Origin of the sequence: Micromonospora sp. WMMD987 (assembly GCF_029581435.1) — a bacterium.
GTDB classification, from domain to species: Bacteria; Actinomycetota; Actinomycetes; order Mycobacteriales; family Micromonosporaceae; genus Micromonospora; species Micromonospora rifamycinica.
Genome location: NZ_CP120861.1, coordinates 3224629 through 3246750, shown reverse-complemented (window position 1 = coordinate 3246750; position 22122 = coordinate 3224629). Strand labels below are relative to the sequence as shown.

Annotated in this window: 21 protein-coding genes; 15 read left to right on the top strand and 6 right to left on the bottom strand. The window is 74.1% G+C overall.

Translation table 11 applies throughout. The features are described from left to right. The first annotated feature begins 3 nt into the window (after positions 1 to 3). From O7612_RS13570 to O7612_RS13545, 6 genes are read left to right on the top strand one after another with little or no spacing between them, the layout of a single operon-like run. Positions 4 to 1038: a glycosyltransferase family 4 protein gene (locus O7612_RS13570; RefSeq protein ID WP_282273596.1), complete on the top strand. Its 1035-nt coding sequence runs from the start codon at positions 4 to 6 to the stop codon at positions 1036 to 1038. Then, positions 1035 to 1856 carry a class I SAM-dependent methyltransferase gene (locus tag O7612_RS13565; RefSeq protein ID WP_282273595.1) on the top strand — a complete coding sequence of 274 codons (822 nt, stop codon included), beginning with the start codon at positions 1035 to 1037 and terminating at the stop codon, positions 1854 to 1856. Before O7612_RS13570 ends, O7612_RS13565 begins: the two co-directional genes overlap by 4 nt. A gap of 56 nt (positions 1857 to 1912) precedes the next feature. Then, positions 1913 to 2947: a lysylphosphatidylglycerol synthase domain-containing protein gene (locus O7612_RS13560; protein ID WP_282273594.1), complete on the top strand. Its 1035-nt coding sequence runs from the start codon at positions 1913 to 1915 to the stop codon at positions 2945 to 2947. A gap of 12 nt (positions 2948 to 2959) precedes the next feature. Then, positions 2960 to 3616, top strand: a complete 657-nt coding sequence (gene ribA / locus O7612_RS13555) for a GTP cyclohydrolase II (RefSeq protein ID WP_282273593.1) — start codon at positions 2960 to 2962, stop codon at positions 3614 to 3616. A 10-nt stretch (positions 3617 to 3626) separates the two neighbouring features. After that, on the top strand, positions 3627 to 4361 hold the full coding sequence (locus tag O7612_RS13550; protein ID WP_282273592.1) for a dihydrofolate reductase family protein: 735 nt from the start codon (positions 3627 to 3629) through the stop codon (positions 4359 to 4361). After that, entirely contained in the window at positions 4361 to 5116 is a 756-nt protein-coding gene (locus O7612_RS13545) for a zf-HC2 domain-containing protein (RefSeq protein WP_282273591.1), read from the top strand. The genes O7612_RS13550 and O7612_RS13545 overlap by 1 nt, the downstream gene beginning before the upstream one ends. A gap of 104 nt (positions 5117 to 5220) precedes the next feature. Here the strand turns inward: O7612_RS13545 and O7612_RS13540 are convergent, their stop codons facing one another. Continuing rightward, positions 5221 to 5412, bottom strand: a complete 192-nt coding sequence (locus O7612_RS13540) for a hypothetical protein (RefSeq protein ID WP_282273590.1) — start codon at positions 5410 to 5412, stop codon at positions 5221 to 5223. Positions 5413 to 5694: 282 nt separating this feature from the next. Here O7612_RS13540 and O7612_RS13535 point away from each other — a divergent pair, with 282 nt between their 5' ends. From O7612_RS13535 to O7612_RS13515, 5 genes are all read left to right on the top strand, one after another. Beyond that, positions 5695 to 6066 (top strand): YciI family protein, encoded by a 372-nt coding sequence (locus O7612_RS13535; protein ID WP_282273589.1) that lies wholly within the window; start codon positions 5695 to 5697, stop codon positions 6064 to 6066. Beyond that, positions 6063 to 7313 (top strand): DUF6596 domain-containing protein, encoded by a 1251-nt coding sequence (locus O7612_RS13530; protein WP_282273588.1) that lies wholly within the window; start codon positions 6063 to 6065, stop codon positions 7311 to 7313. Before O7612_RS13535 ends, O7612_RS13530 begins: the two co-directional genes overlap by 4 nt. A 131-nt stretch (positions 7314 to 7444) precedes the next feature. Beyond that, a complete protein-coding gene (locus O7612_RS13525; RefSeq protein WP_282273587.1) occupies positions 7445 to 7816 on the top strand; it encodes a YciI family protein in 372 nt (123 codons plus the stop codon). A 190-nt stretch (positions 7817 to 8006) separates the two neighbouring features. Further along, entirely contained in the window at positions 8007 to 8843 is an 837-nt protein-coding gene (locus tag O7612_RS13520; protein WP_282273586.1) for an alpha/beta hydrolase, read from the top strand. Further along, positions 8836 to 9405 carry a TetR-like C-terminal domain-containing protein gene (locus O7612_RS13515; protein WP_282273585.1) on the top strand — a complete coding sequence of 190 codons (570 nt, stop codon included), beginning with the start codon at positions 8836 to 8838 and terminating at the stop codon, positions 9403 to 9405. Before O7612_RS13520 ends, O7612_RS13515 begins: the two co-directional genes overlap by 8 nt. Positions 9406 to 9536: 131 nt before the next feature. Here the strand turns inward: O7612_RS13515 and O7612_RS13510 are convergent, their stop codons facing one another. After that, entirely contained in the window at positions 9537 to 10538 is a 1002-nt protein-coding gene (locus O7612_RS13510; protein WP_282273584.1) for a LacI family DNA-binding transcriptional regulator, read from the bottom strand. A gap of 276 nt (positions 10539 to 10814) precedes the next feature. On the opposite strand from O7612_RS13510, the gene O7612_RS13505 reads away from it, so the two are divergent. The 4 genes from O7612_RS13505 (at position 10815) to O7612_RS13490 (ending at position 16719) form a co-directional block, all read left to right on the top strand. Beyond that, positions 10815 to 12215, top strand: coding sequence for a PHB depolymerase family esterase (locus O7612_RS13505; protein WP_282273583.1), 1401 nt, complete (start codon positions 10815 to 10817; stop codon positions 12213 to 12215). A gap of 328 nt (positions 12216 to 12543) precedes the next feature. Continuing rightward, positions 12544 to 13563: a hypothetical protein gene (locus O7612_RS13500; RefSeq protein ID WP_282273582.1), complete on the top strand. Its 1020-nt coding sequence runs from the start codon at positions 12544 to 12546 to the stop codon at positions 13561 to 13563. A 91-nt stretch (positions 13564 to 13654) separates the two neighbouring features. Next, positions 13655 to 14353, top strand: a complete 699-nt coding sequence (locus O7612_RS13495) for an SDR family NAD(P)-dependent oxidoreductase (RefSeq protein WP_282273581.1) — start codon at positions 13655 to 13657, stop codon at positions 14351 to 14353. A gap of 269 nt (positions 14354 to 14622) precedes the next feature. Then, positions 14623 to 16719, top strand: a complete 2097-nt coding sequence (locus O7612_RS13490) for a cellulose binding domain-containing protein (RefSeq protein ID WP_282273580.1) — start codon at positions 14623 to 14625, stop codon at positions 16717 to 16719. A gap of 52 nt (positions 16720 to 16771) precedes the next feature. On the opposite strand, the gene O7612_RS13485 is transcribed toward O7612_RS13490, so the two are convergent. From O7612_RS13485 to O7612_RS13470, 4 genes are all read right to left on the bottom strand, one after another. Continuing rightward, positions 16772 to 18667: a CocE/NonD family hydrolase gene (locus O7612_RS13485; protein WP_282273579.1), complete on the bottom strand. Its 1896-nt coding sequence runs from the start codon at positions 18665 to 18667 to the stop codon at positions 16772 to 16774. Positions 18668 to 18889: 222 nt separating this feature from the next. Next, the gene (locus tag O7612_RS13480; protein ID WP_282273578.1) at positions 18890 to 19801 is read right to left on the bottom strand and encodes a sulfotransferase; all 912 of its coding nucleotides are present in this window, start codon (positions 19799 to 19801) and stop codon (positions 18890 to 18892) included. A 3-nt stretch (positions 19802 to 19804) separates the two neighbouring features. After that, the gene (locus O7612_RS13475) at positions 19805 to 20815 is read right to left on the bottom strand and encodes a sulfotransferase (RefSeq protein WP_282273577.1); all 1011 of its coding nucleotides are present in this window, start codon (positions 20813 to 20815) and stop codon (positions 19805 to 19807) included. Continuing rightward, positions 20812 to 22056, bottom strand: coding sequence for a glycosyltransferase (locus O7612_RS13470; protein ID WP_282273576.1), 1245 nt, complete (start codon positions 22054 to 22056; stop codon positions 20812 to 20814). Before O7612_RS13470 ends, O7612_RS13475 begins: the two co-directional genes overlap by 4 nt. Between the last annotated feature and the right edge of the window lie 66 nt (positions 22057 to 22122).

Sequence of the window (22122 nt, the reverse complement as noted above, 5' to 3'; positions counted from 1 at the left end):
CCCGTGCCGACGGTGCACGTCGTCCTCCCCGGGGACATCGACGACCCGGCCACGCCCAGCGGCGGCAACGCGTACGACCGGCGGGTCTGCACCGGGCTCGCGGCGGCCGGATGGGTGGTGCGCGAGCACGGCGTGCCCGGGGACTGGCCGTCGCCCGACGAGGCGGCACGGGCGCGGCTGGCCGGGGTGCTGGCGGCCCTGCCGGACGGCACGCTGGTGCTCTACGACGGGCTGGTCGCCTCGACGGTGCCGGAGCTGCTGGCGGCGCAGGCCGGTCGGCTGCGCCAGGTCCTGCTGGTGCACATGCCGCTCGGCGACGACGCCGAGGCGCGTGCCCTGCCGCACGCCGACGCCCTCGTCACCACCAGTGGCTGGACCCGCGACCTGCTGCTGGCCCGGCATCCCCTCGACCCGGCACGGGTGGCGGTGGCGGTACCGGGGGTCGATCCGGCCGACCCCGCTCCCGGCACGGCGGCCGGCACGGCGCTGCTCTGCGTCGCGGCGGTCACCCCGGTCAAGGGGTACGACGTGCTGGTCGACGCGCTGACCGCACTCGCCGACCGGCCGTGGACGCTGGACTGTGTCGGCGCGCTGGACCGCGATCCGGGTTTCGTGGCCGGGCTGCGGGGTCGGGTCGACCGGGCCGGGCTGGCCGGGCGGGTGCGCTGGCACGGGCCACTGTCCGGGCCGGCGCTGGACGCGGCATACGCGGGGGCGGACCTGCTGGTGCTGGCCTCCCGCGCCGAGACGTACGGGATGGTGGTGGTCGAGGCCCTGGCCCGGGGGCTCCCGGTGCTGGGCACCACGGCCGGCGGGGTGTCCGAGGCGCTGGGCCGGGCCGCCGACGGGACCGCGCCCGGGATGCTGGTGCCGCCGGGCGATCCGGTGGCGCTGGCCGGTGGGCTGCGCCGTTGGCTGCACTCGGCCGACCTGCGCGACCGGCTGCGGCACGCGGCCCGCGACCGGCGGGCGGACCTGCCGGGGTGGCCGACGACCGTGACGATGATCTCCCAGGTGCTGGACGGAGTGAGGACATGACCGCGTACGCCACCGACCCGTTCGCCGACTGGCTGCGGCTCCGGGAGCCCGCCGACGCCGACGCCCGCAGCCGGGAGCTGGTCGACCGGCTGCGCCACCGGCTCACCGGGGACCGACCGCTGCTCGTGCACGACCTGGGCAGCGGCACCGGGTCGATGCTGCGCTGGCTGGCCCCGTTGCTGCCCGGCCCGCAGCGCTGGGTGCTGCACGACCGGGATCCGGGTCTGCTGGAGCGGGCCGGCGCGACGGTGCCGGTCGCCGCCGACGGCAGCCCGGTCGAGGTGCACACCCGGCAGGGCGACATCACCCGGCTGACCACCGCCGACCTGGCCGGGGCCGGTCTGGTCACCGCGTCGGCGCTGCTGGACATGCTCACCGCCGACGAGATCGCCCGGATCGTCGCCACCTGCGCGGGCGTCGGCTGCCCCAGCCTCTTCGTGCTCTCCGTGGTCGGTCGGGTGACGCTGCACCCCGCCGACCCGCTGGACGCCGAGGTCGCCGCCGCGTTCGACGCCCACCAGCGGCGTACCGTCGACGGCCGGACGCTGCTCGGACCGGACGCCGCCGCCGCGGCCGGCGCGGAGTTCGTCCGGCACGGGATGCCGGTGACCGTGCGGCCGAGCCCGTGGCGGCTCGGCCCGGACCGGGCCGCGCTGGCCGGGGAGTGGTTCGACGGTTGGCTCGACGCCGCCGTCGCCCAACGCCCCGATCTGGCCGACCGTACGGCCGGGTACGCCCGGCGGCGACGGTCCGAGGCGGCGGCCGGGCGGCTCACCGTCACCGTCGGCCACGACGACCTGCTCGCCGGGGTGGAATGAACCGCGCCGCCGGCCGGTACGTGAGAAAGGACGAGATCTTTCCGAGGAGGAACCGCGTGTCACCCCAGGCCACCGGCACACCGTCCACCCGCGCTCGCGGGAACCCGGCCTGGGCCTGGGTGAGCAATCTCGGCGGGGTGGGCCTGGTCGCGGTGCTGCTGTGGTGGCTGGGCACCGGCCCGGCGCTGGCCGGGCTGCGCCGGATCGACACGCCCGCGGTGCTGACCGCGTTGGTGCTGGGGGCGCTGGCCACCCTCGGCTGCGCGTGGCGGTGGCGGTTGGTCGCCGGAGGGCTCGGCATCCGGCTGCCGCTGGGCACGGCGGTGGCCGACTGCTACCGGGCGGTCTTCCTGAACGCGACGCTGCCCGGTGGGGTGCTCGGGGACGTGCACCGGGCGGTGCGGCACGGCCGGGAGGCCGGTGACCTGGGTCGGGCCGTCCGGGCGGTGGTCTGGGAGCGGGCCGCCGGGCAGGTGGTGCAGGTGCTGTTGGCCGCGGTGCTGCTGATCGCGCTACCGTCGCCGGTGCGGCCCTACCTGCCGGTGGCGGTCGCGGTGACGGTGGCGGTCGGCCTGGTGCTGGCGGTGCTGGTCCGGGCGCTGCCCCGGTCGGGGCCGTCGCGGCGGGCCCGGGCGGTGCGGGCCGCCGCCGCCGACGTGCGGGCCGGGCTGCTCGGCCGGCGCACCGGCCCGGGGGTGCTGCTCGCCTCGACGGCGGTGGTCGGCTGCCATCTGGCGACGTTCGTGCTGGCGGCCCGGGTGGCCGGGGTCACCGCGCCGTTGACGGTGCTGGTGCCGCTGACCCTGCTGGCGTTGCTGGCGATGGCGCTGCCCGCCAACGTGGCGGGTTTCGGCCCGCGCGAGGGCGTCGCCGCGTGGGCGTTCGGGGCGGCGGGCCTGGGCGCGGCCGAGGGCGTGGCGACCGCCCTGGTGTACGGGGCGCTGGTGCTGGTCGCCGCACTGCCGGGGGCCGCTGTGCTGGTGCTGCGGGGTCGCCCGTCCGCACTGCGCACACGGGCGGGTGACCGTACGGTGGGAACCCAGGGTGGTTCCTCACCGGTACCCGCTGCCGGGCTGGCCGGCAGCGCCTGACGGAGGAGACACATGTACGAAGCACTGCCGACAGCGACCGTCCGGACACAGGTCACGGTGCCGCTGCGGTTCCCCGACGGGTACGCCACCACGGCCCGGGTCTTCTCGTTCGACGGGCTGGTGGACGGTCGGGAGCACCTGGCGTTCGGGCTGGGCGACTGGGCGGGCGCCCTGCGTCGGCACGCGGCGGGCGGGACCGCGCCACTGGTCCGCCCGCACAGCGAGTGCCTGACCGGGGACGTCTTCGGCAGCCAACGCTGCGACTGCGGACCGCAGCTGCGCGAGGCGGTCCAGCGGATCACCGAGGCGGGCGGCTTCCTGCTCTACCTGCGCCAGGAGGGGCGCGGCATCGGCCTCTACCCCAAGCTGGACGCGTACGCCCTCCAGGACGCCGGGCTGGACACCTACCAGGCCAACGTGGCGCTCGGGCACGACGAGGACGAGCGCGACTACCGGGCCGCCGCGCAGATGCTGGCGGTGCTGGGGGTGCCGGAGCTGGTGCTGTTGAGCAGCAACCCGGACAAGGCCGAGCAGTTGACCCGGCTGGGTGTGTCGGTGGCCGAGGTGGTGCCGACCGGGGTGTTCCTGTCCCCCGCCAACGCCGACTACCTGGCGGCGAAGGCGAGCCGGGCCGCGGGCCGGGCCGTCGACCTGCCGTCGTTGAACTGAGATGGGTGTCGTGCCGGCCCGGACGGCGGACACCGCCGTCGGAGCCTCGACCGGGCGGCCGTACGTGCTGCTCAGTTGCGCCACCTCGATCGACGGGTACATCGACGATGCCACCGAGCAGCGGCTGTTGCTGTCCAACGCGGAGGACATGGACCGCATCGACGCCGTCCGGGCCGGCTGCGACGCGATCCTGGTCGGCGCGGGCACGATCCGGGCCGACGACCCCCGGCTGGTGGTCCGCTCGGCCCGGCTGCGGGCCGCCCGGCAGGCCGCCGGACTGCCGCCGTCACCGGTCAAGGTGACCCTGACCGCCCGGGGACTGCTCGACCCGACGGCCCGGTTCTTCACCGTCGGCGATGCCGACAAGATCGTCTACTGCGCCACCGCGGCGGTGGACAAGACCACCGCACTGCTGGCCGGGCTGGCCACCGTGGTCGACGCGGGCGACCCGCTGGACCCGGCCCGGGCCCTGGCGGACCTCGCCGGCCGGGGGGTGGGACGGCTGATGGTGGAGGGCGGCGCGTCGGTGCACGCCCAGTTCCTCACCGCCGGTCTCGCCGACGAACTGCACCTGGTGGTCGCGCCGTTCTTCGTCGGGGACCGGCGGGCTCCCCGGTTCGTCGGCGACGGGGCGTTCCCGTGGCACCCGGGTCGCCGGGCCAGGATCGCCGAGGTACGCCAGATCGGCGATGTGGTGCTGGTGCGCTACGCCCTCTCGGAACGCTGCGCCGACGGGCGGCCCTGATGAGCGACAATCGCCGGATGCGGTGCGAATCGTGGCGGGAGATCCTGTCGGCCCAGCTCGACGGGGAGGAGACCGCCGAGGAGCGGACGGCCGTCCAGGCCCACCTGGACGGCTGCGCGGACTGCCGGGCGTGGCACGAGGTCGCCGCCATGGTGACCCGGCGGGCCCGTACCCGGGTGGTGGAGGCGGTGCCCGACCTGACCGAGACGATCCTCGCCACCGTGCCGCCACCCCGCCGACGGCTCGCCGACCGGTGGCGCGGTGGTCTGACCAACGGCCTGCGGGGGGCGCTGGGGCTGCTCGGCGCGGTCCAGCTGGCCCTCGGCCTGGCCCAGGTGGGACAGGGGGTCAACGCCGACCACCTGCACCCGACCGGGCAGCACCTGTGGCACGAGTCGGCCGCGTGGAACGTGGCGGTCGGCGCCGGCTTCCTGTTCGTCGCCCTGCGCCGTACCCCGCCGGCCGGGTTGCTGCCGATGCTCAGCGCCTTCGTCGCCACCCTGGTCCTGCTGTCGGTCAACGACCTGGTCACCGCGCAGGTGGCGGTGCCCCGGCTGGTCAGCCACGGGTTCCTGGTCGGCGGCTACCTGATCACGGTGCTGCTGTTCCGGCTCGGCCCGCGTCCGGCCGGCCCGCCGCAGGGGCGACGCACCGGCCGGTCCCGGTGGCGGCTGCGGCTCGACGAGGTCGACGAGCCGCGCCGGATGGCTGCCCAGCCGTACGGCGCGCAGGCCCGCGACCGGCGGGCGGCCTGACCACGCTCCCGTCCGCCGGGGCCACCCGGGAACGGCCCGCACCCGGGGCGGCAGGCTCCCCCGCCGGCCCGCCCAGGGACGCTCCGCACCCGGTCCGGCGCGGTTCAGTCCAGACCACGGATGAGGTGCGGCTCGGCGTCCGGGTCCGACCAGTCGCACTGTCCGCGCCGGTTGGCCCGGCCCCAGGCGTCGAGGGCGGAGGGGCTCCGGACCGTCTCGGCCGGCCGGCTGCCGCCGGGGCGGCGGGGAGCGGACGGGGGCGTCCCGTCGGGGCTGTCGGTCGTCGCGTCCCCCATGTCGAGACACCTTCCGTCGTGGCCCCCGGCCGGACACCCGTTCGTCGTCAGACCGGTCCGGGGCCGGGCGCACCTTCGTCGTTGCCCAGGTCAACGGCTAGGTCGCCGCATGGCGACGGCCGGCGGCCAGGTATCGCACTTCCGACATCGAACCCTCGGGGCGGGGCCGTCGGGTCACTCGGGTCTGGTGCCGGGGACGGCAGGGGTTCCTGACGCGGGGACACGACCGGCCACCTCCGCCCCTGCGGTGCTGGGACAATCACCCTGACCTCTGGAGGTGCGGTGAAGTATCTGATCCTCATCAGCCACAACGAGCAGGCCCGCGAGGTGTGGCAGGGGCTGTCCGACGCCGAACGGCAGCAGGGCGTCCAGGCCCACACCGCCCTGCTCGAGGAACTGGCCGACTCCGGTGCGCTGCGTGCCGCCGAGGCGTTGGCCGACCCGGGCACGGCCCGCCGGGTGCGGGTCGACCGGGGCCGCACCATCGCCACCGACGGCCCCTTTCCCGAGGTGAAGGAGCATCTCGCCGGCTTCTACCTGGTGGAGTGCGACAGCATCGGGCAGGCGGTGGCGTACGCCGCCCGGGTGCCCGAGGCGCGGTTCGGCCTGGTCGAGGTGCGGCCGGTCCGCGGCGACGAGCGACCGGACGCGTGACCGGCACACCGGCCGTCGAGGACCTGTTGCGCGTCCACGCGCCGCAGGTGCTCGCCACCCTGGTGCGCCGGTACGGCAGCTTCGAGACCTGCGAGGACGCTCTCCAGGAGGCCATGCTGGCGGCGGCGGTGCAGTGGCCACGGGAGGGGCTGCCGGCGAACCCCCGGGGTTGGCTGACCACGGTTGCCGCCCGCCGCTGGACGGAGGCGTGGCGTACCGACGCCGCCCGCCGACGCCGGGAGCGCACGGTGGCCGCCCTGACCGGTCCGGGGCCGGAACCGGTCTGTGCGGTGGACGACACGCTGACGGTGCTGCTGCTCTGCTGCCATCCGTCGCTGAGCCGGGCCTCCCAGGTGGCGCTCACCCTGCGGGCGGTCGGAGGCCTGAGCACCGCCGAGATCGCCCGTGCCTTCCTGGTGCCCGAGTCGACGGTGGCCCAACGGATCAGCCGGGCCAAGCAGCGGATCCGGGTCGGTGGCGCGGAGTTCCGGCCACCCGCCGCCGGGGACCACCCGGCACGGGTGGCCGCCGTGCTGGAGGTGCTCTACCTGATCTTCAACGAGGGGCACACGGCCAGCTCGGGGCCGGCGTTGACCCGGGTCGAACTCACCAGCGAAGCGATCCGGCTGACCCGGCAGCTGCACCGGCGGCTGCCCGACGACCCGGAGGTCACCGGCCTGCTGGCGCTGATGCTGCTCACCGACGCCCGGCGGCCGGCGCGGACCCGGCCGGACGGGTCACTCGTCCCGCTGGCCGAGCAGGACCGGTCCCGGTGGGACCGGTCGGCCATCGCCGAGGGCGTCGCGTTGATCACCCGCACCCTGGCGGACGCGCGGGTCGGGCCGTACCAGCTTCAGGCTGCGATCGCGGCGGTGCACGACGAGGCACCCCGGGCCGAGGACACCGACTGGCCACAACTCCTCGGTCTCTACAACCTGCTTCGGCATATCGCGCCCGGCCCGATGGTCACCCTGAACCGGATCGTCGCGCTCGCCATGGTGGACGGGCCGGAGGTCGCGCTCGCGGAGCTGACCGCCGCCCAGGCCGATCATGGACTCGTGGGCAACCACCGGACGCAGGTCGTCCGGGCACACCTGCTCGACCTGGTCGGCGACCGGGCGGCGGCCCGGCGGTGCTACCTGTCGGCCGCCCAGGCGACGCTCAGCGTGCCGGAGCAGCGGTTCCTGCGCCTACGCGCGGCCCGGCAACCCGACCTTCCTCGCCCTCCCACCGGGGGCGCGGCCTGACCCCCTCCGCCGCCGAGGCCCCGCCCACGAGCCGGGGTGAACCGGCGCGTGTCATTGCGGGACCGGATGTCGAAAGCGGCCCGGCGGTCTCGACATCCCGATGAAAGTCGTCGAGCCGTCGGGAGGACGCCATGAAATACCTGATCATGATCAGTCACGACCAGCAGACCCGCGACGCCTGGAAGGACATGTCCGACACGGAGCGCGAGGCGGGTGTCCGGGCGCACGCCGCCCTGGTGCAGGACCTCACCGCGACGGGCGAGCTGATCGTCGCCGAGGCGCTCGCCGCACCTGACCAGGCCAAGCGGGTACTGGTCAGCGACGGTCGGACGGCGACCGCCGACGGCCCGCTCCCCGGTGCCGAGCCGCACCTCGCCGGCATCTACCTCGTCGAGTGCGACACCCTCGCGCGGGCGGTCGGGCAGGCCGCCCGGATACCCGAGGCCCGTTTCGGCCTGGTCGAGGTCCGTCCGGTGCGGGACGCCGGCCGCCCCGACAGCTGAGGACCCGCAGCGGCGACGGGTCGGGGGCACCGGGCGGTGCCGCCGGCCCCTCCCTCCGGCGTGCGTATCGGCGTCGACCAGGGGTAATCCGGCCTGCGACGGCCGAGGGGGACCACCTCCTAGCGGTGGGCACCCGTCGGGGGCCACAAAAGCTATTGTCATTAGCTTTTTGCCTAGCTAAGCTAGCTGCATGACCGCACCCCAGCACACCTCCCCGTCGACGACCCGCTTCCTGCACCGAGAGGAGGGCCGCATCGCGTACGACGTCCAGGGCAGCGGCCCCCTCGTGATCCTCGTGCCCGGAATGGCAGAGCTACGCAGTTCGTACCGTTTCCTGACCCCCGCCCTGGTCGCCGCCGGTTACACCGTGGCCACCACCGACCTGCGGGGCCACGGCGACAGCGACACCACCTTCACCTCCTACGGCGGTCCCGAGACGGCCTCCGACATCAGCGCGCTGATCACCGAGCTCGGCCGGCCGGCGGTCGTGGTCGGCAACTCCCTCGCCGCGGGGGCGGGTGTCATCGCCGCCGCCGACCACCCCGGGCAGATCGCCGGCCTCGTCCTGGTCGGCCCGTTCGTGCGCAACCCCACGCTGCCCCCGGGGATGCGGAGCCTGTTCCACCTGATGACGTCGCCGCTCTGGGTGGCCACCGTCTGGAAGGCCTACATGCCCTCCCTCTACGCCGGCGCCAAACCCGCCGACTTCGCCGCCTACCGGGCGGCCGTCGTCGACCGGCTCCGCCAGCCCGGTTACGGCAGAGCCTTCTCGCAGACCGCCCGGCAGACCGACCACGCGTTCGCCGAGGCACGCCTGGTCGAGGTGGACACGCCGGTGCTCGTCGTCATGGGTGACCGGGATCCCGACTTCAAGGACCCGGCGGCCGAGGCGGCGTGGATCGGCGAGACGCTGCACGGTGAGGTGATGATGGTGCCCGACGCCGGCCACTACCCGCACGCCCAGCAACCCGAGCTGACCACCCGGGCGGTGCTGGACTTCCTCGCCAAGGCGCACCCGGGTGCCTAGGGCGGGTCTCACCACCGAGGTCGTCATCGAGCGGGGCGCCCGGCTCCTCGAGGCCCAGCCCGCCGACGAGCTGACCCTCGCCGCGCTCGCCGAGAGCCTCGGCGTCCGCGTCCCGTCCCTCTACAAGCACGTCGACGGCCTGCCCGGGCTCCGCCGGGGCATCATGGTGCGGGCGAAGGAGAGGCTGGCGGCGGCGCTCGCCCAGGCCTGCATCGGCCGCGCCCGCGCCGACGCGGTCCGCAGCCTGGCCGCCGCCTACCGGGCATGGGCGCGGGAGAACCCGATGCAGTACCCGATGACCATCCGTGCGCCCGAGCCCGACGACGCCGAGGACCAGCGGGCGAGCGCCGGCGCGCTCCAGGTGATCTACCCGGTCCTGGCCGGCTTCCACCTCGTCGGCGACGACGCGATCGACGCCACGCGTTTCCTGCGCGCCGCCATCCACGGCTTCGTCAGCCTGGAGACCGCCGGCGCCTTCAAGCTCGCCGCCGATCTCGAACGCAGCTACGACCGGACGATCGACAGCGTGGTGACCGCCCTCGAGACGTGGCCACGCCCATGACCGCCCGCACCGCGCCACCACGGGCCGTCCTCCGCCCCGCCCACCCCTGGTGATCAAGACGTTTGCCGGAGATCAGGTGCCGCAAACCTCTTGATCAGCGCCAGTCGCGCGCGGGCAGAGGCAACCGGGGCTCAGGTGGGGGGAGGGGCGACGCTGGCCCGGTGGACCAGGGTCGGGGCGATGGTGTACCGCTCCACCGTCCCCGGGCCGTCCTCGATCTGTCGCAGCAGCATCGCCAGGCCGGCGCGGGCCACCGCGTCGAAGTCCGGTCGCACGGTGGTCAGCGGCGGGATGAAGTACCCCGCCTCCGGCACGTCGTCGAAGCCGACGACGCTGATCTCGTCCGGCACCCGACGCCCGCGCTCGCTCAACGCCCGCAACACCCCCAGCGCGAGATGGTCGTTCGCCGCGAAGACCGCCGTCACCTCGGGCATCCGGGCCAGCATCTGCCCACACCGGTAGCCGGAGGCCGCGCTCCAGTCGGCTGCCAGCACCGGCGGCACCTCGGCGCCGGCCGCCCGCAGCGCGGCCCGCCAGCCCTCGACCCGCCCGGCGCTGTCGAACCAGTCCGCCGGACCGGAGACGTGCCAGACGGTACGGTGCCCGGCGTCCAACAGATGCCGGGTGGCCAGCCCGGCACCCGCCGCCTGGTCGACGGTGACCAACGCCGCCTCGCGGGCCGGGTCGCCGTCGACGGTGACCAGCGGCACACCGTGCGGGAGGTGGTCGAGCGCCTCGTCGGCCGAGGCCACCGGGGCGATCACCACGATGCCGGCGACCCGGTGGTCGAGGTGCCGCTCCACGGCGGCGGAGATGGACCGCCGGTCGAGCGTGCTGACACTGCCCACGCTGACCGCGAAGCCGGCCGACGCCGCGGCCTGCTCCAGGGCCGCCAGCAGCGACGCCGGACCGTACAGGGTGCTGTTCTGGGCCACCACCCCGATGAGCTGGGACCGGCCGGTGACCAGCGCCCGGGCCGCCCGGTTCGGTCGGTAGCCCAGCTCGGCGATCGCCGCCCGGACCCGGACCCGGGTCTGTTCCCGGACGTTGGGATGGTCGTTGAGCACCCGGGAAACCGTCTGGTGGGAGACTCCCGCCAGGCGGGCGACGTCCGTCATCGCAGGACCACGCATGCCGGCCATTATCCACCGGCCCGGACCCACCGGGCGTCGGCGGCCAGGCCCGTCGGCGACCGGAAGTTCCGGTGGGACGGCCAGCCCTGCCGAGCCGGACGTTCCGGTGGGACGAACCGCCCTGCCGAACCGGAAGTTCCGGCGGAACGGCCCGCCTTGCCAAGCCGACGAGCGGCTAACGATACTCATGGATGTTCCTGAGCCGGACATGATCGAGCGCCGGGCAGCCTCGATCGACAGTCTCGCATGTCCGTGATCCTCCGGAGGAACCCGTTGATGAGATCCAGGATCCGACTCCTCGGCACCGCCCTGGTCGCCGCCGCGCTCACCGCACTGGCGGCGATCGCCGCCCCGACCCCGGCCTCGGCGGCGACGCTGACCCAGGTGACGAACTTCGGCGCCAACCCCAGCAACCTGCAGATGTACCTGTACGTGCCGAACACCGTGGCGGCCCGTCCGGGCCTGGTGGTGGCGGTGCACTACTGCACCGGCAGCGGCCCGGCGTTCTACTCCGGCACCCAGTACGCCGCCCTGGCCGACCGGTACGGCTACATCGTCATCTATCCGTCGGTGACCCGCAGCAGCAAGTGCTTCGACGTCTCCTCCCCGCAGGCGCTGCGCCGTGACGGGGGCAGCGACCCGGTGGGCATCAAGTCGATGATCGACTACGTCCGGGCCCGGTACCCCGTCGACCCGAACCGGATCTTCGCCACCGGCACCTCGTCCGGGGCGATGATGACCAATGTGCTGCTCGGCGACTACCCGGACGTGTTCGCGGCGGGCGCGGCCTTCGCCGGGGTGCCGTTCGGCTGCTTCGCCACCACCGACGGCTCGGAGTGGAACAGCCAGTGCGCCAACGGGCAGGTCATCAAGTCCGCCCAGCAGTGGGGTGACCTGGTCCGCAACGCCTACCCGGGGTACACCGGCAAGCGGCCCCGGATGCAGTTGTGGCACGGCACCAACGACGAGACGCTGCGGTATCCGAACTTCGGCGAGGAGGTCAAGCAGTGGACGAACGTCCAGGGGCTGAGCCAGACGCCGACGTTCACCGACACCCCGAAGGCCGGCTACACCCGCACCCGGTACGGCGGTAGCGGCGGCACCGCGCCGGTCGAGGCGATCAGCATGCAGGGCGTCACGCACAACCTGCCGGTCGACGCCGCGCAGGCGATCCGCTTCTTCGGCCTGGACGCCCCGCCGACCACCACCCCGCCCCCGACCACGGCTCCGCCGACCACCCCGCCCCCGACCACCCCGCCGCCCACCACCACTGCGCCGCCGCCCACGACGACGCCGCCGGTGCCGACCACCACGCCGCCCACGCCGTTCCCGCCGACGCCCACCACGCCCGGCCCGGGTGCCGGCTGCCAGGTCGGTTACACGGTCAACGCCTGGAACACCGGCCTGACCACGGCCGTCACGATCACCAATACCAGCGGCACGACGGTCAACGGTTGGAGCCTGACGTTCACCCTGCCCGCCGGGCAGAGCATCACCAGCGGGTGGAACGCGACGTACTCGCCGACCAGCGGGACGGTCGTCGCCCGCAACGTCTCCTACAACGGCACGATCGCGCCGGGCGCCTCGGTGAGCATCGGCTTCCAGGCCGACCACACCGGCAACACCGCGAAACCGGCCTTCTTCACCCTCAACGACACCCCCTGCGCGGTCGTCTGACCGCACCCACTGACGGTGGTCAACTGGCGGTGATCAGGAGGTTGCCGGCACCGGAGCCGATCCGGATGACGTCAACCTCCTGATCACCGCCGCTCCCCCTTCCCCGGCCGGCCGGTCGGGCCGGTTGCCGCGCGGACGGGCGGGGTGGGGTGGTTCGGTGGATGTGGGGGTGCGGGCGGATCGATAGGGTGACGGTGACGGGGGGTCGCCCGGGGTCGCGGGCCGGGGTCGCCGGCCGCGCCGGGACGGGCGGCGGTGCGCAGCCCGGTGGACCAGCCGCGAGCCGACCGTGCCGTCGTCACCACCGAGCGTCCACAAGGGAGCGTCTATGCGTCTGACTCTATCGATGAAACTGGTGCGGCACCGGTTGCCCGCGTTCGCTCTCGGCCTGGGCGCGGTCACGCTCGTCGCCACCCCCGCCGCCGCCGTGCCCACGGGCAGCCACCCGGCGGGCTCCGCCACGGGCGTCGCCTCCGCGACCGCCCGGCCCCCGGCCGCCCGGGCGGCGGGCTGGACGCCGGTGCCGGGCACGGCACAGGCCCGGTCCGCGCCGGCCACCGCCACCTACGGCGGTGAGCTGCACGTCTTCGTGCAGGGCCCCGACGGTCAGGTGCGGGTCAACCGGTACGACACCAACCCCGACTCCTGGTCCGGCTGGTCCACCGTCCCCGGTGACGCCGCGGCGAACTCGGCACCGGCGGCCGCCGTCTACGGCGGGGAGCTGCACGTCTTCGTGCAGTCCGACCAGAAGGTCCGCACCAACCGGTACGCCCTGGACACCGGCACCTGGTCCGGCTGGAGCACGGTGCCCGGCACCACGTCCGCGTCGTCGGCCCCGTCCGCCACCGTCTACGGTGGCCAACTGCACCTGTTCGTCCGGGGCGCGAACGGCAAGGTCCGCACCAACCAGTACACGCTGGACAGCGCCGCCTGGTCCGGCTGGGCGACCCTCGCCGGCCCGACCGGTGCCAACTCGGCCCCGTCCGCCGCCATCTACGGCGGATACCTGCACGTCTTCGTCCGGGGCACGAACGGCAACGTGCGCGCCAACCGGTACTCGCTGTCCACCGCCGCCTGGTCGGGGTGGAGCGACGTGCCCGGCACCGCGCGTGCCGCGTCCGCGCCGGCCGCCCTGGTCTACGGAGGCGGGCTGCACGTCTTCGTCCGTACCGGCGGCGACGACGTGCGCACCGCCTGGTACCTCCAGGACTCCGGCGCGTGGACGGGCTGGAGCACGGTCGACGGCCCCGGCCAGACGATCTCCGCCCCGGCGGGCAGCGTCTACGGCGGTCTGGTGCGGCTGTTCGTCCGGGGTGCCGACGACGAGATCTACCAGGGCCAGCCCTGACGGTCGCCGCTCCCCCGCCACCCCGTCCACCGAGCCGGTGGGCGGGGTGGCGTCGCGTCGGGGCCGGACGGTGGTGTCTAGAGTCCGGGGCATGGACACGCAGGGGCGACGGGCGGTCGTGGTGGGCAACAGCGACGGCGTCGGGCTGGCCCTCACCCGGCAACTGGTGGCGGCCGGCTGGACCGTCACCGGGGTGTCCCGCAGCGGCAGCGACCTGACCGCCCCCGGGTACACCCACCACGTCGCCGACGTCACCGGCGACACCTACCGCACGGTGCTGGCCGGGGCGGTCGACCGGCTCGGCGGGCTGGACGTGTGCGTCTACGCGGCGGGGGTCGGCGAGTTCTTCGACCTCGGTGACCTGGCGGCGCAGACCCGGGCGCTGGAGGTCAACCTGATCGGTGCGGCGCGCACCGTGGAGGTGGTCGTGCCGGCGATGGTGGCCGGAGGCGGCGGTCACCTGGTGGGCCTGTCCAGCCTCGCCGACGCCGCCCCGTCGGCCCAGGCCCCCGGGTACGCCGCCGCCAAGGCCGGGTTGACGTCGTACCTGGTGGGGCTGCGCGGCGCGCTGCGTCCGCACGGGGTGCGGGTGACCGTGGTGCGGTTCGGGTTCGTCGACACCAAGATGGCGAAGTCGCCGGTCACGCCGATGCTGCTCAGTGTGGAGCGGGCCGCCGACGTGGTGCGCGACTGCCTGCGTACCCGGCCGGCGGTCGTCTCCCGGCCCCGCCGGATGGCCGCGGTGGTCCGGGCGGCCGGGGTCGCGACGAGGGTGGCCGCCCGGCGGTGAGCCGTACCGGCCCGGCGGTCCGGGGAGCGCCTTGAATTCGCCACGATCGTCGTGGGATTCTGATGCGTCGATGACGTGCCGCGCGTGGGGCTGACAGTCGTCCAGGGCAACCGGGGGCCGCTGGGTTTCCGGGGGACGGCGACGAGCACGACGGAACGACGCCAGCACTCCCGTCCACCAGTCCCGCCCGCCGTATCGACGCTCCTCGTGGGCGACGCAACCCCGAACGGCCGGGCGGTGTGCTGTGGTGACCCCCGAAGGAACCCCGTATGAACAGAGTTTCCGCCCCGTCGTCGCGCCTGTCGCGCCGCGACCGGGGGCGTTGGACGGCGCTCGCCGCGAGCCTGCTGCTCGCCACCGGTGGGCTCGCCGTCACCGGCCCGTCGCCCGCCGACGCGGCGGCGGACCCGGTGGCCGTGACCGTCAACGCCAACGCCGGACTGGCCACCGTGCCGGACACCGCGTTGGGCGTCAACCATGCCATCTGGGACTCCCAGCTCGGCACGAACGAGACGTCCGACCTGCTCAAGGCCGCCGGGGTACGGATGATGCGCTACCCGGGCGGCTCGTACGCCGACATCTACCACTGGCGCGACCACACCGCGCCCGGTGGGTACGTCGCCCCGAACACCGACTTCGACACCTTCATGGCCGCCGCCCGACGGGTCGGCGCACAGCCGATGATCATCGCGAACTACGGCACCGGCACCCCCGCCGAGGCCGCCGACTGGGTGCGCTACGCCAACGTCACCAAGGGGTACGGCGCGAAGTGGTGGACGGTCGGCAACGAGAACTACGGCAACGGCCACTACGGGTCGGCCTGGGAGGCCGACGACCACCCCGACAAGAGCGCCAGCCAGTACGCCCGGCTGGTGGTCGACTACGCCGACGCGATGAAGGCGGTCGACCCCACGATCAAGGTCGGCGCGGTGCTCACCATGCCGGGCAACTGGCCGGACGGGATCACCGCCGGCAGTGACCCGGGCCCGTGGAACCGGACCGTGCTCTCCATCGCCGGCCCGAAGATCGACTTCGTGGACGTGCACTGGTACCCGGGTGGCACCGCCGCCGAGTCGCTGGCCCGCACGGCGCACATCGACGAGGCCGCCCACCTGCTGCGCGACCAGCTCGCCCGGTACGCCGGCCCGAACGCCGGCCGGATCGGCATCAGTTTCACCGAGCTGAACGTCGGCACCGGCCAGAACACCCAGCCGGGTGCGCTGTTCCTCGCCGACGCCTACAGCGACCTGCTGGAGAACGGCGTGTTCACGGTCCAGTGGTGGAACGTGCACAACGGCATCGGCACCGTCACCGAGGTCGCCGGACAGACCGACTACGGCGACTTCGGGCTGCTGTCCAGTGGCGGGTGCACCGCCGACAACGCGGTCTGCGAGCCGCCGTTGAACACCCCGTTCGCGCCGTACCACGGGCTGTCGATGATGAATCTGTTCGCCCGGCCGGGTGACCAGTTCGTCCGGGCCGCCACCGACGAGCCGCTGGTCACCGCGCACGCCGTGCGGCGGGTCGACGGGGATCTCGCGGTGCTGCTGGTCAACAAGGACCCGGCCAACGCCCGACCGGTCACCATCGACTACGCCGGCTTCACCCCGTCGGACGCCGCGCCGACGACGTACTCGCTGACCAACGGGGCGTCCGGCGTGGTCACCGGGCAGTCCGGCAGCGCGGGCGGCGCGACGCTGCCGGCGTACTCCCTGACCACGCTGGTGCTGCGGCCCTCGTCCCCGGTCACCGCGCACCCCGCCCCGCCGGGGCGGCCGACCGCGAGCGGGGTCACCGACCGGTCGGCGACGATCTCCTGGTCGCCGGCCCCGCCGAAGGGCGCCCCGATCGCCAAGTACGAGGTGTACCGGCAGAACGGTACGGTCAGCGAGCAGCTCGGCGAGACGGCCGGCACCTCGTTCACCGTGGACAACCTCGTCCCCGGCACCCGGTACACGCTCAACGTGCTGACCCGGGACACCGCCGGGAAGGTGTCCTGGTCGTCGTCGCCGGTCACCTTCACCACCGCCGGCCCCGCCGACAGCGGCTGCACCGTCCGGCTCACCACCGCCAGCGACTGGGGCAACGGCTGGGTCGGCAACGTCGAGATCGTCAACAACGGGGCGAACCCGGTCGACGGCTGGACGTTGACCTGGAGCTGGCCCACCGGCTGGCAGCAGGTCAGCAGCGGCTGGAGCGGCACCTGGACGCAGACCGGGCGTACCGTGACGGTCGTCAGCACCGACGACAACCGGCGGATCGCCGCCGGTGGCGGCACCACCGCCGGCTTCGTCGGGGCCTACAGCGGCCCGAACGTCCCGCCCACCGGTTTCGTGCTCAACGGCACCCCCTGCACCGTCGGGTGACCGGGCCGGGGTGGCCGCCGCAGCGGTGCTGCGGCGGCCACCCCGGCAGCGGTCAGAGACCTGCCGCGTGGGCGGCGGGGGTGCCGCCGACCACCGGAAGAACGATCTTGCTGCTCTTCAGGGCGACCTGGATGTTCGCGGCGGTGGTGTCCGCCTGGCTGGAGTACTGCGGGTAGCTGGCCACGATGATCACGCCGATCCGGTGGCCCGGCTTGAACACGTAGTCCTCCGGCAGCAGCGGGAAGGTGAAGTTGTACGACTCCCCCACCACCAGCGGCACGGCGGTCCGGATCGACTGCCGGTTCTGGGCGTCCATGATGCCCTTGGTGACCAGCTCGTAGTCGGCGGTGGCGACCCGCTTGGCGGTCTGCTTGTAGCAGCCGTCGTCGGTCGGGCTGTTCAACCCCCAGCAGTCCTCGGTGGCCAGGGTGACGATGCCCTCGCCGGAGGCCCGGTGCGCCACCCGCTCGTCGGTGCCGTAGTCGACCAGGATCGCCCCGAAGTTGGTGTCGGTCTGGTCGGCCGAGGCCCGCAGCTGCACCGTCGGCGTGCCCGAGATGTGCAGCGGCGCGGTCAGCGGCGCGGACAGGAACGCCAGCCGGTTCGGCTGCACCGTGTCCGGGTTGAGGATCATGGTGTTCTGGCTCTGGGTCCGGCTGTCCTGGAACGCGCCGGTGGTGGGCTTGGCGGTCGGCACCAGCCTCAGGCCGCCGGCCCCGGTGGTGCCGGGCTGGAGGAACACCTCGGTGTCGGCCTTGCCGGGGATCGGCCAGTCGGCGTGCGTCTCCCACACGTCGGCGGTCCGCTCCAGGTCCACCCGGGGTTCGTCCATGATGCCGTTGGCGATCCCGTGCAGCCAGAAGTCGAACCACCGGTGCAGGGTGGACACCCACACCGCGCGCCGCGAGTCGAACGGGTCGACGTGCCCCTCCTGGGACAGCCACAGCTTGCGCTGGACGTTGTTCTCCGCCAGGGCGTACCAGAACTTGCTGAAGTGGTCCGCGCGGACGTTGTCGTCGTTGAGGCCGTGGTAGAGCAGCACGCTGGCGGTCATGTTCGGGACCTTCTTGACGTAGCTGCGCTCGTTCCAGAAGGCGGTGTAGTCACCGGTCTCGTCGCCGTCGGCGGCGGCCATCGCGTCCCGCACCGGCTTGCAGTACTCCCGCCGCTCCGGGTTGGTCACCGTGTTGGCCAGCGACGCCACGTAGCTGTTGCCCCGGGTGACCACCCCGTTGCTGCGCACGTAGTCGTAGTACTCGGTGGGGCCGCTGATCGGCACCACCGTGGTCAGGCCCTTGACGCCGGTCACCGCCGTCGCCATGGCCAGCGAGCCGTCGTACGACTTGCCGATCATGCCCGACTTGCCGTTGTGCCAGTCGGCGGTGACCACCTGGCCGGCGGCGTTGCGGGCGGTGGCCCGGCCGTTGAGCCAGTTGATCGCCTGCTTGGCGCTGAGGTTGTCCTGGTTGGCGTTGGTGGTGGGGCAACCGGTGGAGTTGTTGGTGCCCACCATGTCGAGCAGGATCACCGCGTAACCGCGCGGCACGAAGTAGTTGTCGTAGAACAGCGGCCACTTGTCGAGCAGGCCGTCGCCGTCCAGGTCGGCCTTGCACTCGGACTCGTTGCCCCGGCAGACCGTCGAGTAGTACGGGCTGGCGTCCATGATCACCGGCACCTTGAGCCCGTTCGCGGTGGCCGCCGGTCGCATCAGGTCGAACGCGATGATGTCGCGCAGGCCGTCGTTGTCGCTGTCGAAGGTGGAGTCGATGAACAGGCGCTCCCGGATGGCGTCGGCGTAGCCGAACACCGGCTGGGTGACCCCGTCCTGGACCACGATCGTCGGTGCGTCCGGTGCCGCCACCGCCGGTGGCGCCGCGCCCACGGCGGCGAGCGCCAGCGCGGACAGTACGGCCACCCCGGCGCGGAGGGGCATTCCCATTCCAGCCATGCGGTCTCCCTTGAAACTCGGCGAGACCGCGCACGTTATGGGCCGACCGACCGTCACGACCACCTGCACCTGTAGGAACTTTGCCCCCGCCGGGTCCGGCACCCCGGCCGCCCGTGCCCCGCCGACGGCACGCCGGGGCAGAGCCGGACCGGCGACGGCACCCCTGGCAGGGCCGGACCGACCACGACACGGCACGGCGGGGCCGGACCGGCCACCCGGCGGTCAGTCCCGGTAGCTCCACTGCCGCAGCGGCTTGTCCAACACCCGTTCGACGGCGGCGAGCTGGTCGGCCCCCAACTCGTCCTGGTACGCGGCCCGTCGACCGGCGTGGAACCGGTACCGCCCGAACCCCTTCTCGAACGCCGGCGACCAGTCCAGGTCGAGGAAGTCGAGCATCCGGGCCACCTCGGCGCGCGGGTCGGCCAGCAGGTCCTCGTAGCGTACGTCGAGCCACTGCCCCTCGGGATGCGCGGCGCGGGCCTCGGCGAACCGGTCCATCAGCATCTTCCAGCCGAGGGCGGCGAGCACCGGGAACGACCGGTCGTACTCCTCCCACTCCCGGCGCAGGTCGGTCGGCAGCGGCCCGAGGAACCAGTTCTCCGGTCCGCGCCAGCCGTCCCACCAGCCCATCTGGAGCCAGGAGTTGGTCACCGCCCGACCGTCGCGCACCACGTTGACCACCCGCAGCCCGGGGTAGCCGGCCCGCAGGAAGCCGGTACGCGGCCACCCGGTCACGTGGTGCAGCAGCAGCCGGCAGCCCTGCCGTTCGATCCGGGCGTCGAAGAAGGCGCGCAGCCGACGCCGCAGGTAGGGGGTGAGGTCCTCGGCGGTCAGGTCCCGGCACGGCCGGGAGAAACCGGCCACCACATGCCGGTCCAGCAGGTGGTACGCCTCGGACGGGGCGACCCGCAGCCGTCCCTTCTCCAGCAGCCGGCGGCTGTGCCGCAACGAGGTCATCCCGGCCGGGCGGGGTGCGGACCGCCGGTACAGCGGCCCGTTGAACCGGCCGGCGAGGTTGAGCCGGGACAGCTTGTCATCGACGCCGGAGACGAATCCCACCCCGGGATGCCGGGACAGCAGTTCCTGCACCAGGGTCGAGCCGCACCGCCCGGTGCCCACCACCACCGCCAACATCCCTCAGCCCTCCTCTTGCCCGACCGCCACCGACCGGCCGGCGGCCGACCGCCCGGATCCCGCCGACCCGCCGGCCGCCGCCGGACCGCCCCGACGCCACGGGTAGCCGAACCGGCGCAGCCCCGGCGCGGTCAGCCCGGTGACCAGCGCGTACGACCAGCGGGACAGGTCACGCCGCCACTGCACGTCAGCGGTGACCGGCACCGGACCGGTGCGGTGCCGGGACGGGTTGCCGGCCACCGAGTGCGTCGGCGACAGCCGGACCGTCGCCGGACCGGTGAACGGGCCACCGTCGGCGTCGACCCCGGCGAACCCGAGGATCCGGCGCAGCGTCGGCTCCGGATCGGCGGTCAGGTCCTCGTAGCGCACCCGCAGGTAGCCCTCCGGCGCGCGACCACCCCACAGCCGGACGGTCACGGCGTTCCAGACCAGCCAGAGCAGGGCCGCCTTCCACACCGGTGGCCGGCTCATCAGCTCCGGGTCGGCGGCACCGTCCAGGCCCCGGCGGCGACGCCAGGAGAACGCGGTCGCCCGGGGGTCGCGGACCACGTGCAGCACCCGCAGCTCGATGCCGGGCAGCGCGCCGATCAGCGCACCGTACGGGGGCAGCTTGGACGAGTCGACCACCACCCGCGCCCCGGTGTGCCGGGCCACGGCCGCGTACAGGTCGGCCAGCGCCGCGTCGTCGGGGTGCGCGGGCACCGGCCGTCGGCCCCGCCGGTGCCGGCGCAGCAGCGCGGGCAGGCCACGCATCCGGAGCCGGCCGCGCAGCCCGGCGGCGATCGCGGCGGCCCGGTCCGTCGGCAGTTCCCGGCGCACCGCACTCCAGAGCGGGCAGTCCCGCAGGGGCAGTCCACAGCCACAGGGCCGGTTCTCCACCTCGCCGCGCTGCCACAGGTAGCGCAGCTCGCCGGCGGCGAAGACCCCGGCGTACTGGCCGAGCACGGTGGTGACCAGGGTGCTGCCGCTGCGTCCGCTGCCGGCCAGGTAGAGCACCCGCACCGGGCGGTTCACGCCGGCTCCCGCACGGCCCGCGCGGCGGTCGCGTAGACCTCCCGCAGCCGGTCCAGGTGCGCCTGCGGGGAGAAGTCCCGCTCCACCCGCGCCCGCCCGGCCCGCCCCATCCGGTACGCCCGCGCCGGATCGGCCAGCACCCGGCCCAGCCCGGCGGCCAGCGCCGCCGGATCGTCGGCGGGCACCACCTCGCCGTCCACCCCACCGGTGACCAGCTCCGGCAGTCCGCCCAGGTCGGAGGCGACCACCGGCACCCCGCAGCCATACGCCTCCAGCACCGCCATCGGCTGGTTCTCGTTCCACCGCGACGGCACCGCCACCACCGTCGCCGAGCGGACCAGCTCGTGCAGCCGGGCCTTGTCCAGCCGACCGTGGAAGCGGACCCGGCCGGGGGCCCACCGCCGGGCCAGCTCGGCCAGCCCGTCGCGGGCCGGACCGTCGCCGGCCACCTCCAGCACGACGTCGTCGGGTAGCCGGGTGAGCGCCTCGATCAGCACGTCGACGCCCTTCTCCGGAGCCAGTCGACCGGCGAAGACCACCGGGCCGCCGGGTGCCGGCTTCACCGCCATCGCGGCGACGTCGACGAAGTGCGACACCACGTGCATCCGGTCGGGGAAGACACCGGCCCGGCGCATCACGTCGGCCAGGAACCGGCTGGGGCTGACGAACGCCTGCACCGGCCCGTACGCCCGGGTGGTGCGGTGCAGCCAGGACTCGACGGCGAGCAGCGAGCTGGCCCCCAACGAACCGTCCTTGCAGCGGCGGCGGGCCGCCCGCAGCGGCCCTGCGGTCACGCAGGCGTCGCAGACCGCTCCCCGGTCGAGCATCTGGTAGCTGGGACAGGCCAGCTTGTAGTCGTGCAGGGTCATCACCGCCGGCACCCGGGCCGCCCGCACCGCGGCCAGCACCGACGGGGAGAGCTGGTGGTAGATGTTGTGCAGGTGGACCACGTCGGGCCGGAACTCGTCGAGCACCCGGGCCAGGCCCCGCCGGCTGGCCGGTGACCAGATCATCCGGGCCGCCACCGCCGCCCGGGCGCCCGCGCCGCGCGGCGTCGGGTCCAGCTCCACGTGGGACGGGAAGTGCCGGGCGTACGGGGTGGGGGCGTCGTTGTCCGGGTGGGTCATGCCGAAGAAGGCCACCTCGTCGCCGTCGCCCCGTTGCAGCTCGGCGACGTCGAGCAGGTAGCCCTCGGCACCGCCGCGCCGGTAGAGGAACTTGTTGACGTGGAGGACACGCATCGGCCTGCTCCGGGGGTGGCTGCTGCGGCCCACTGGGGTCGGGGGTGGGATGGTCGCCCCGGACAG

Bases quoted from the DNA above. Each gene is read 5' to 3' on its own strand.
- O7612_RS13565 (WP_282273595.1), top strand. From the start codon at position 1,035: ATGACCGCGTACGCCACCGACCCGTTCGCCGACTGGCTGCGGCTCCGG.
- ribA (WP_282273593.1), top strand. From the start codon at position 2,960: ATGTACGAAGCACTGCCGACAGCGACCGTCCGGACACAGGTCACGGTG.
- O7612_RS13545 (WP_282273591.1), top strand. From the start codon at position 4,361: ATGAGCGACAATCGCCGGATGCGGTGCGAATCGTGGCGGGAGATCCTG.
- O7612_RS13540 (WP_282273590.1), bottom strand. From the start codon at position 5,412: ATGGGGGACGCGACGACCGACAGCCCCGACGGGACGCCCCCGTCCGCT.
- O7612_RS13525 (WP_282273587.1), top strand. From the start codon at position 7,445: ATGAAATACCTGATCATGATCAGTCACGACCAGCAGACCCGCGACGCC.
- O7612_RS13520 (WP_282273586.1), top strand. From the start codon at position 8,007: ATGACCGCACCCCAGCACACCTCCCCGTCGACGACCCGCTTCCTGCAC.
- O7612_RS13510 (WP_282273584.1), bottom strand. From the start codon at position 10,538: ATGCGTGGTCCTGCGATGACGGACGTCGCCCGCCTGGCGGGAGTCTCC.
- O7612_RS13505 (WP_282273583.1), top strand. From the start codon at position 10,815: ATGAGATCCAGGATCCGACTCCTCGGCACCGCCCTGGTCGCCGCCGCG.
- O7612_RS13500 (WP_282273582.1), top strand. From the start codon at position 12,544: ATGCGTCTGACTCTATCGATGAAACTGGTGCGGCACCGGTTGCCCGCG.
- O7612_RS13495 (WP_282273581.1), top strand. From the start codon at position 13,655: ATGGACACGCAGGGGCGACGGGCGGTCGTGGTGGGCAACAGCGACGGC.
- O7612_RS13490 (WP_282273580.1), top strand. From the start codon at position 14,623: ATGAACAGAGTTTCCGCCCCGTCGTCGCGCCTGTCGCGCCGCGACCGG.
- O7612_RS13485 (WP_282273579.1), bottom strand. From the start codon at position 18,667: ATGGCTGGAATGGGAATGCCCCTCCGCGCCGGGGTGGCCGTACTGTCC.
- O7612_RS13480 (WP_282273578.1), bottom strand. From the start codon at position 19,801: ATGTTGGCGGTGGTGGTGGGCACCGGGCGGTGCGGCTCGACCCTGGTG.
- O7612_RS13470 (WP_282273576.1), bottom strand. From the start codon at position 22,056: ATGCGTGTCCTCCACGTCAACAAGTTCCTCTACCGGCGCGGCGGTGCC.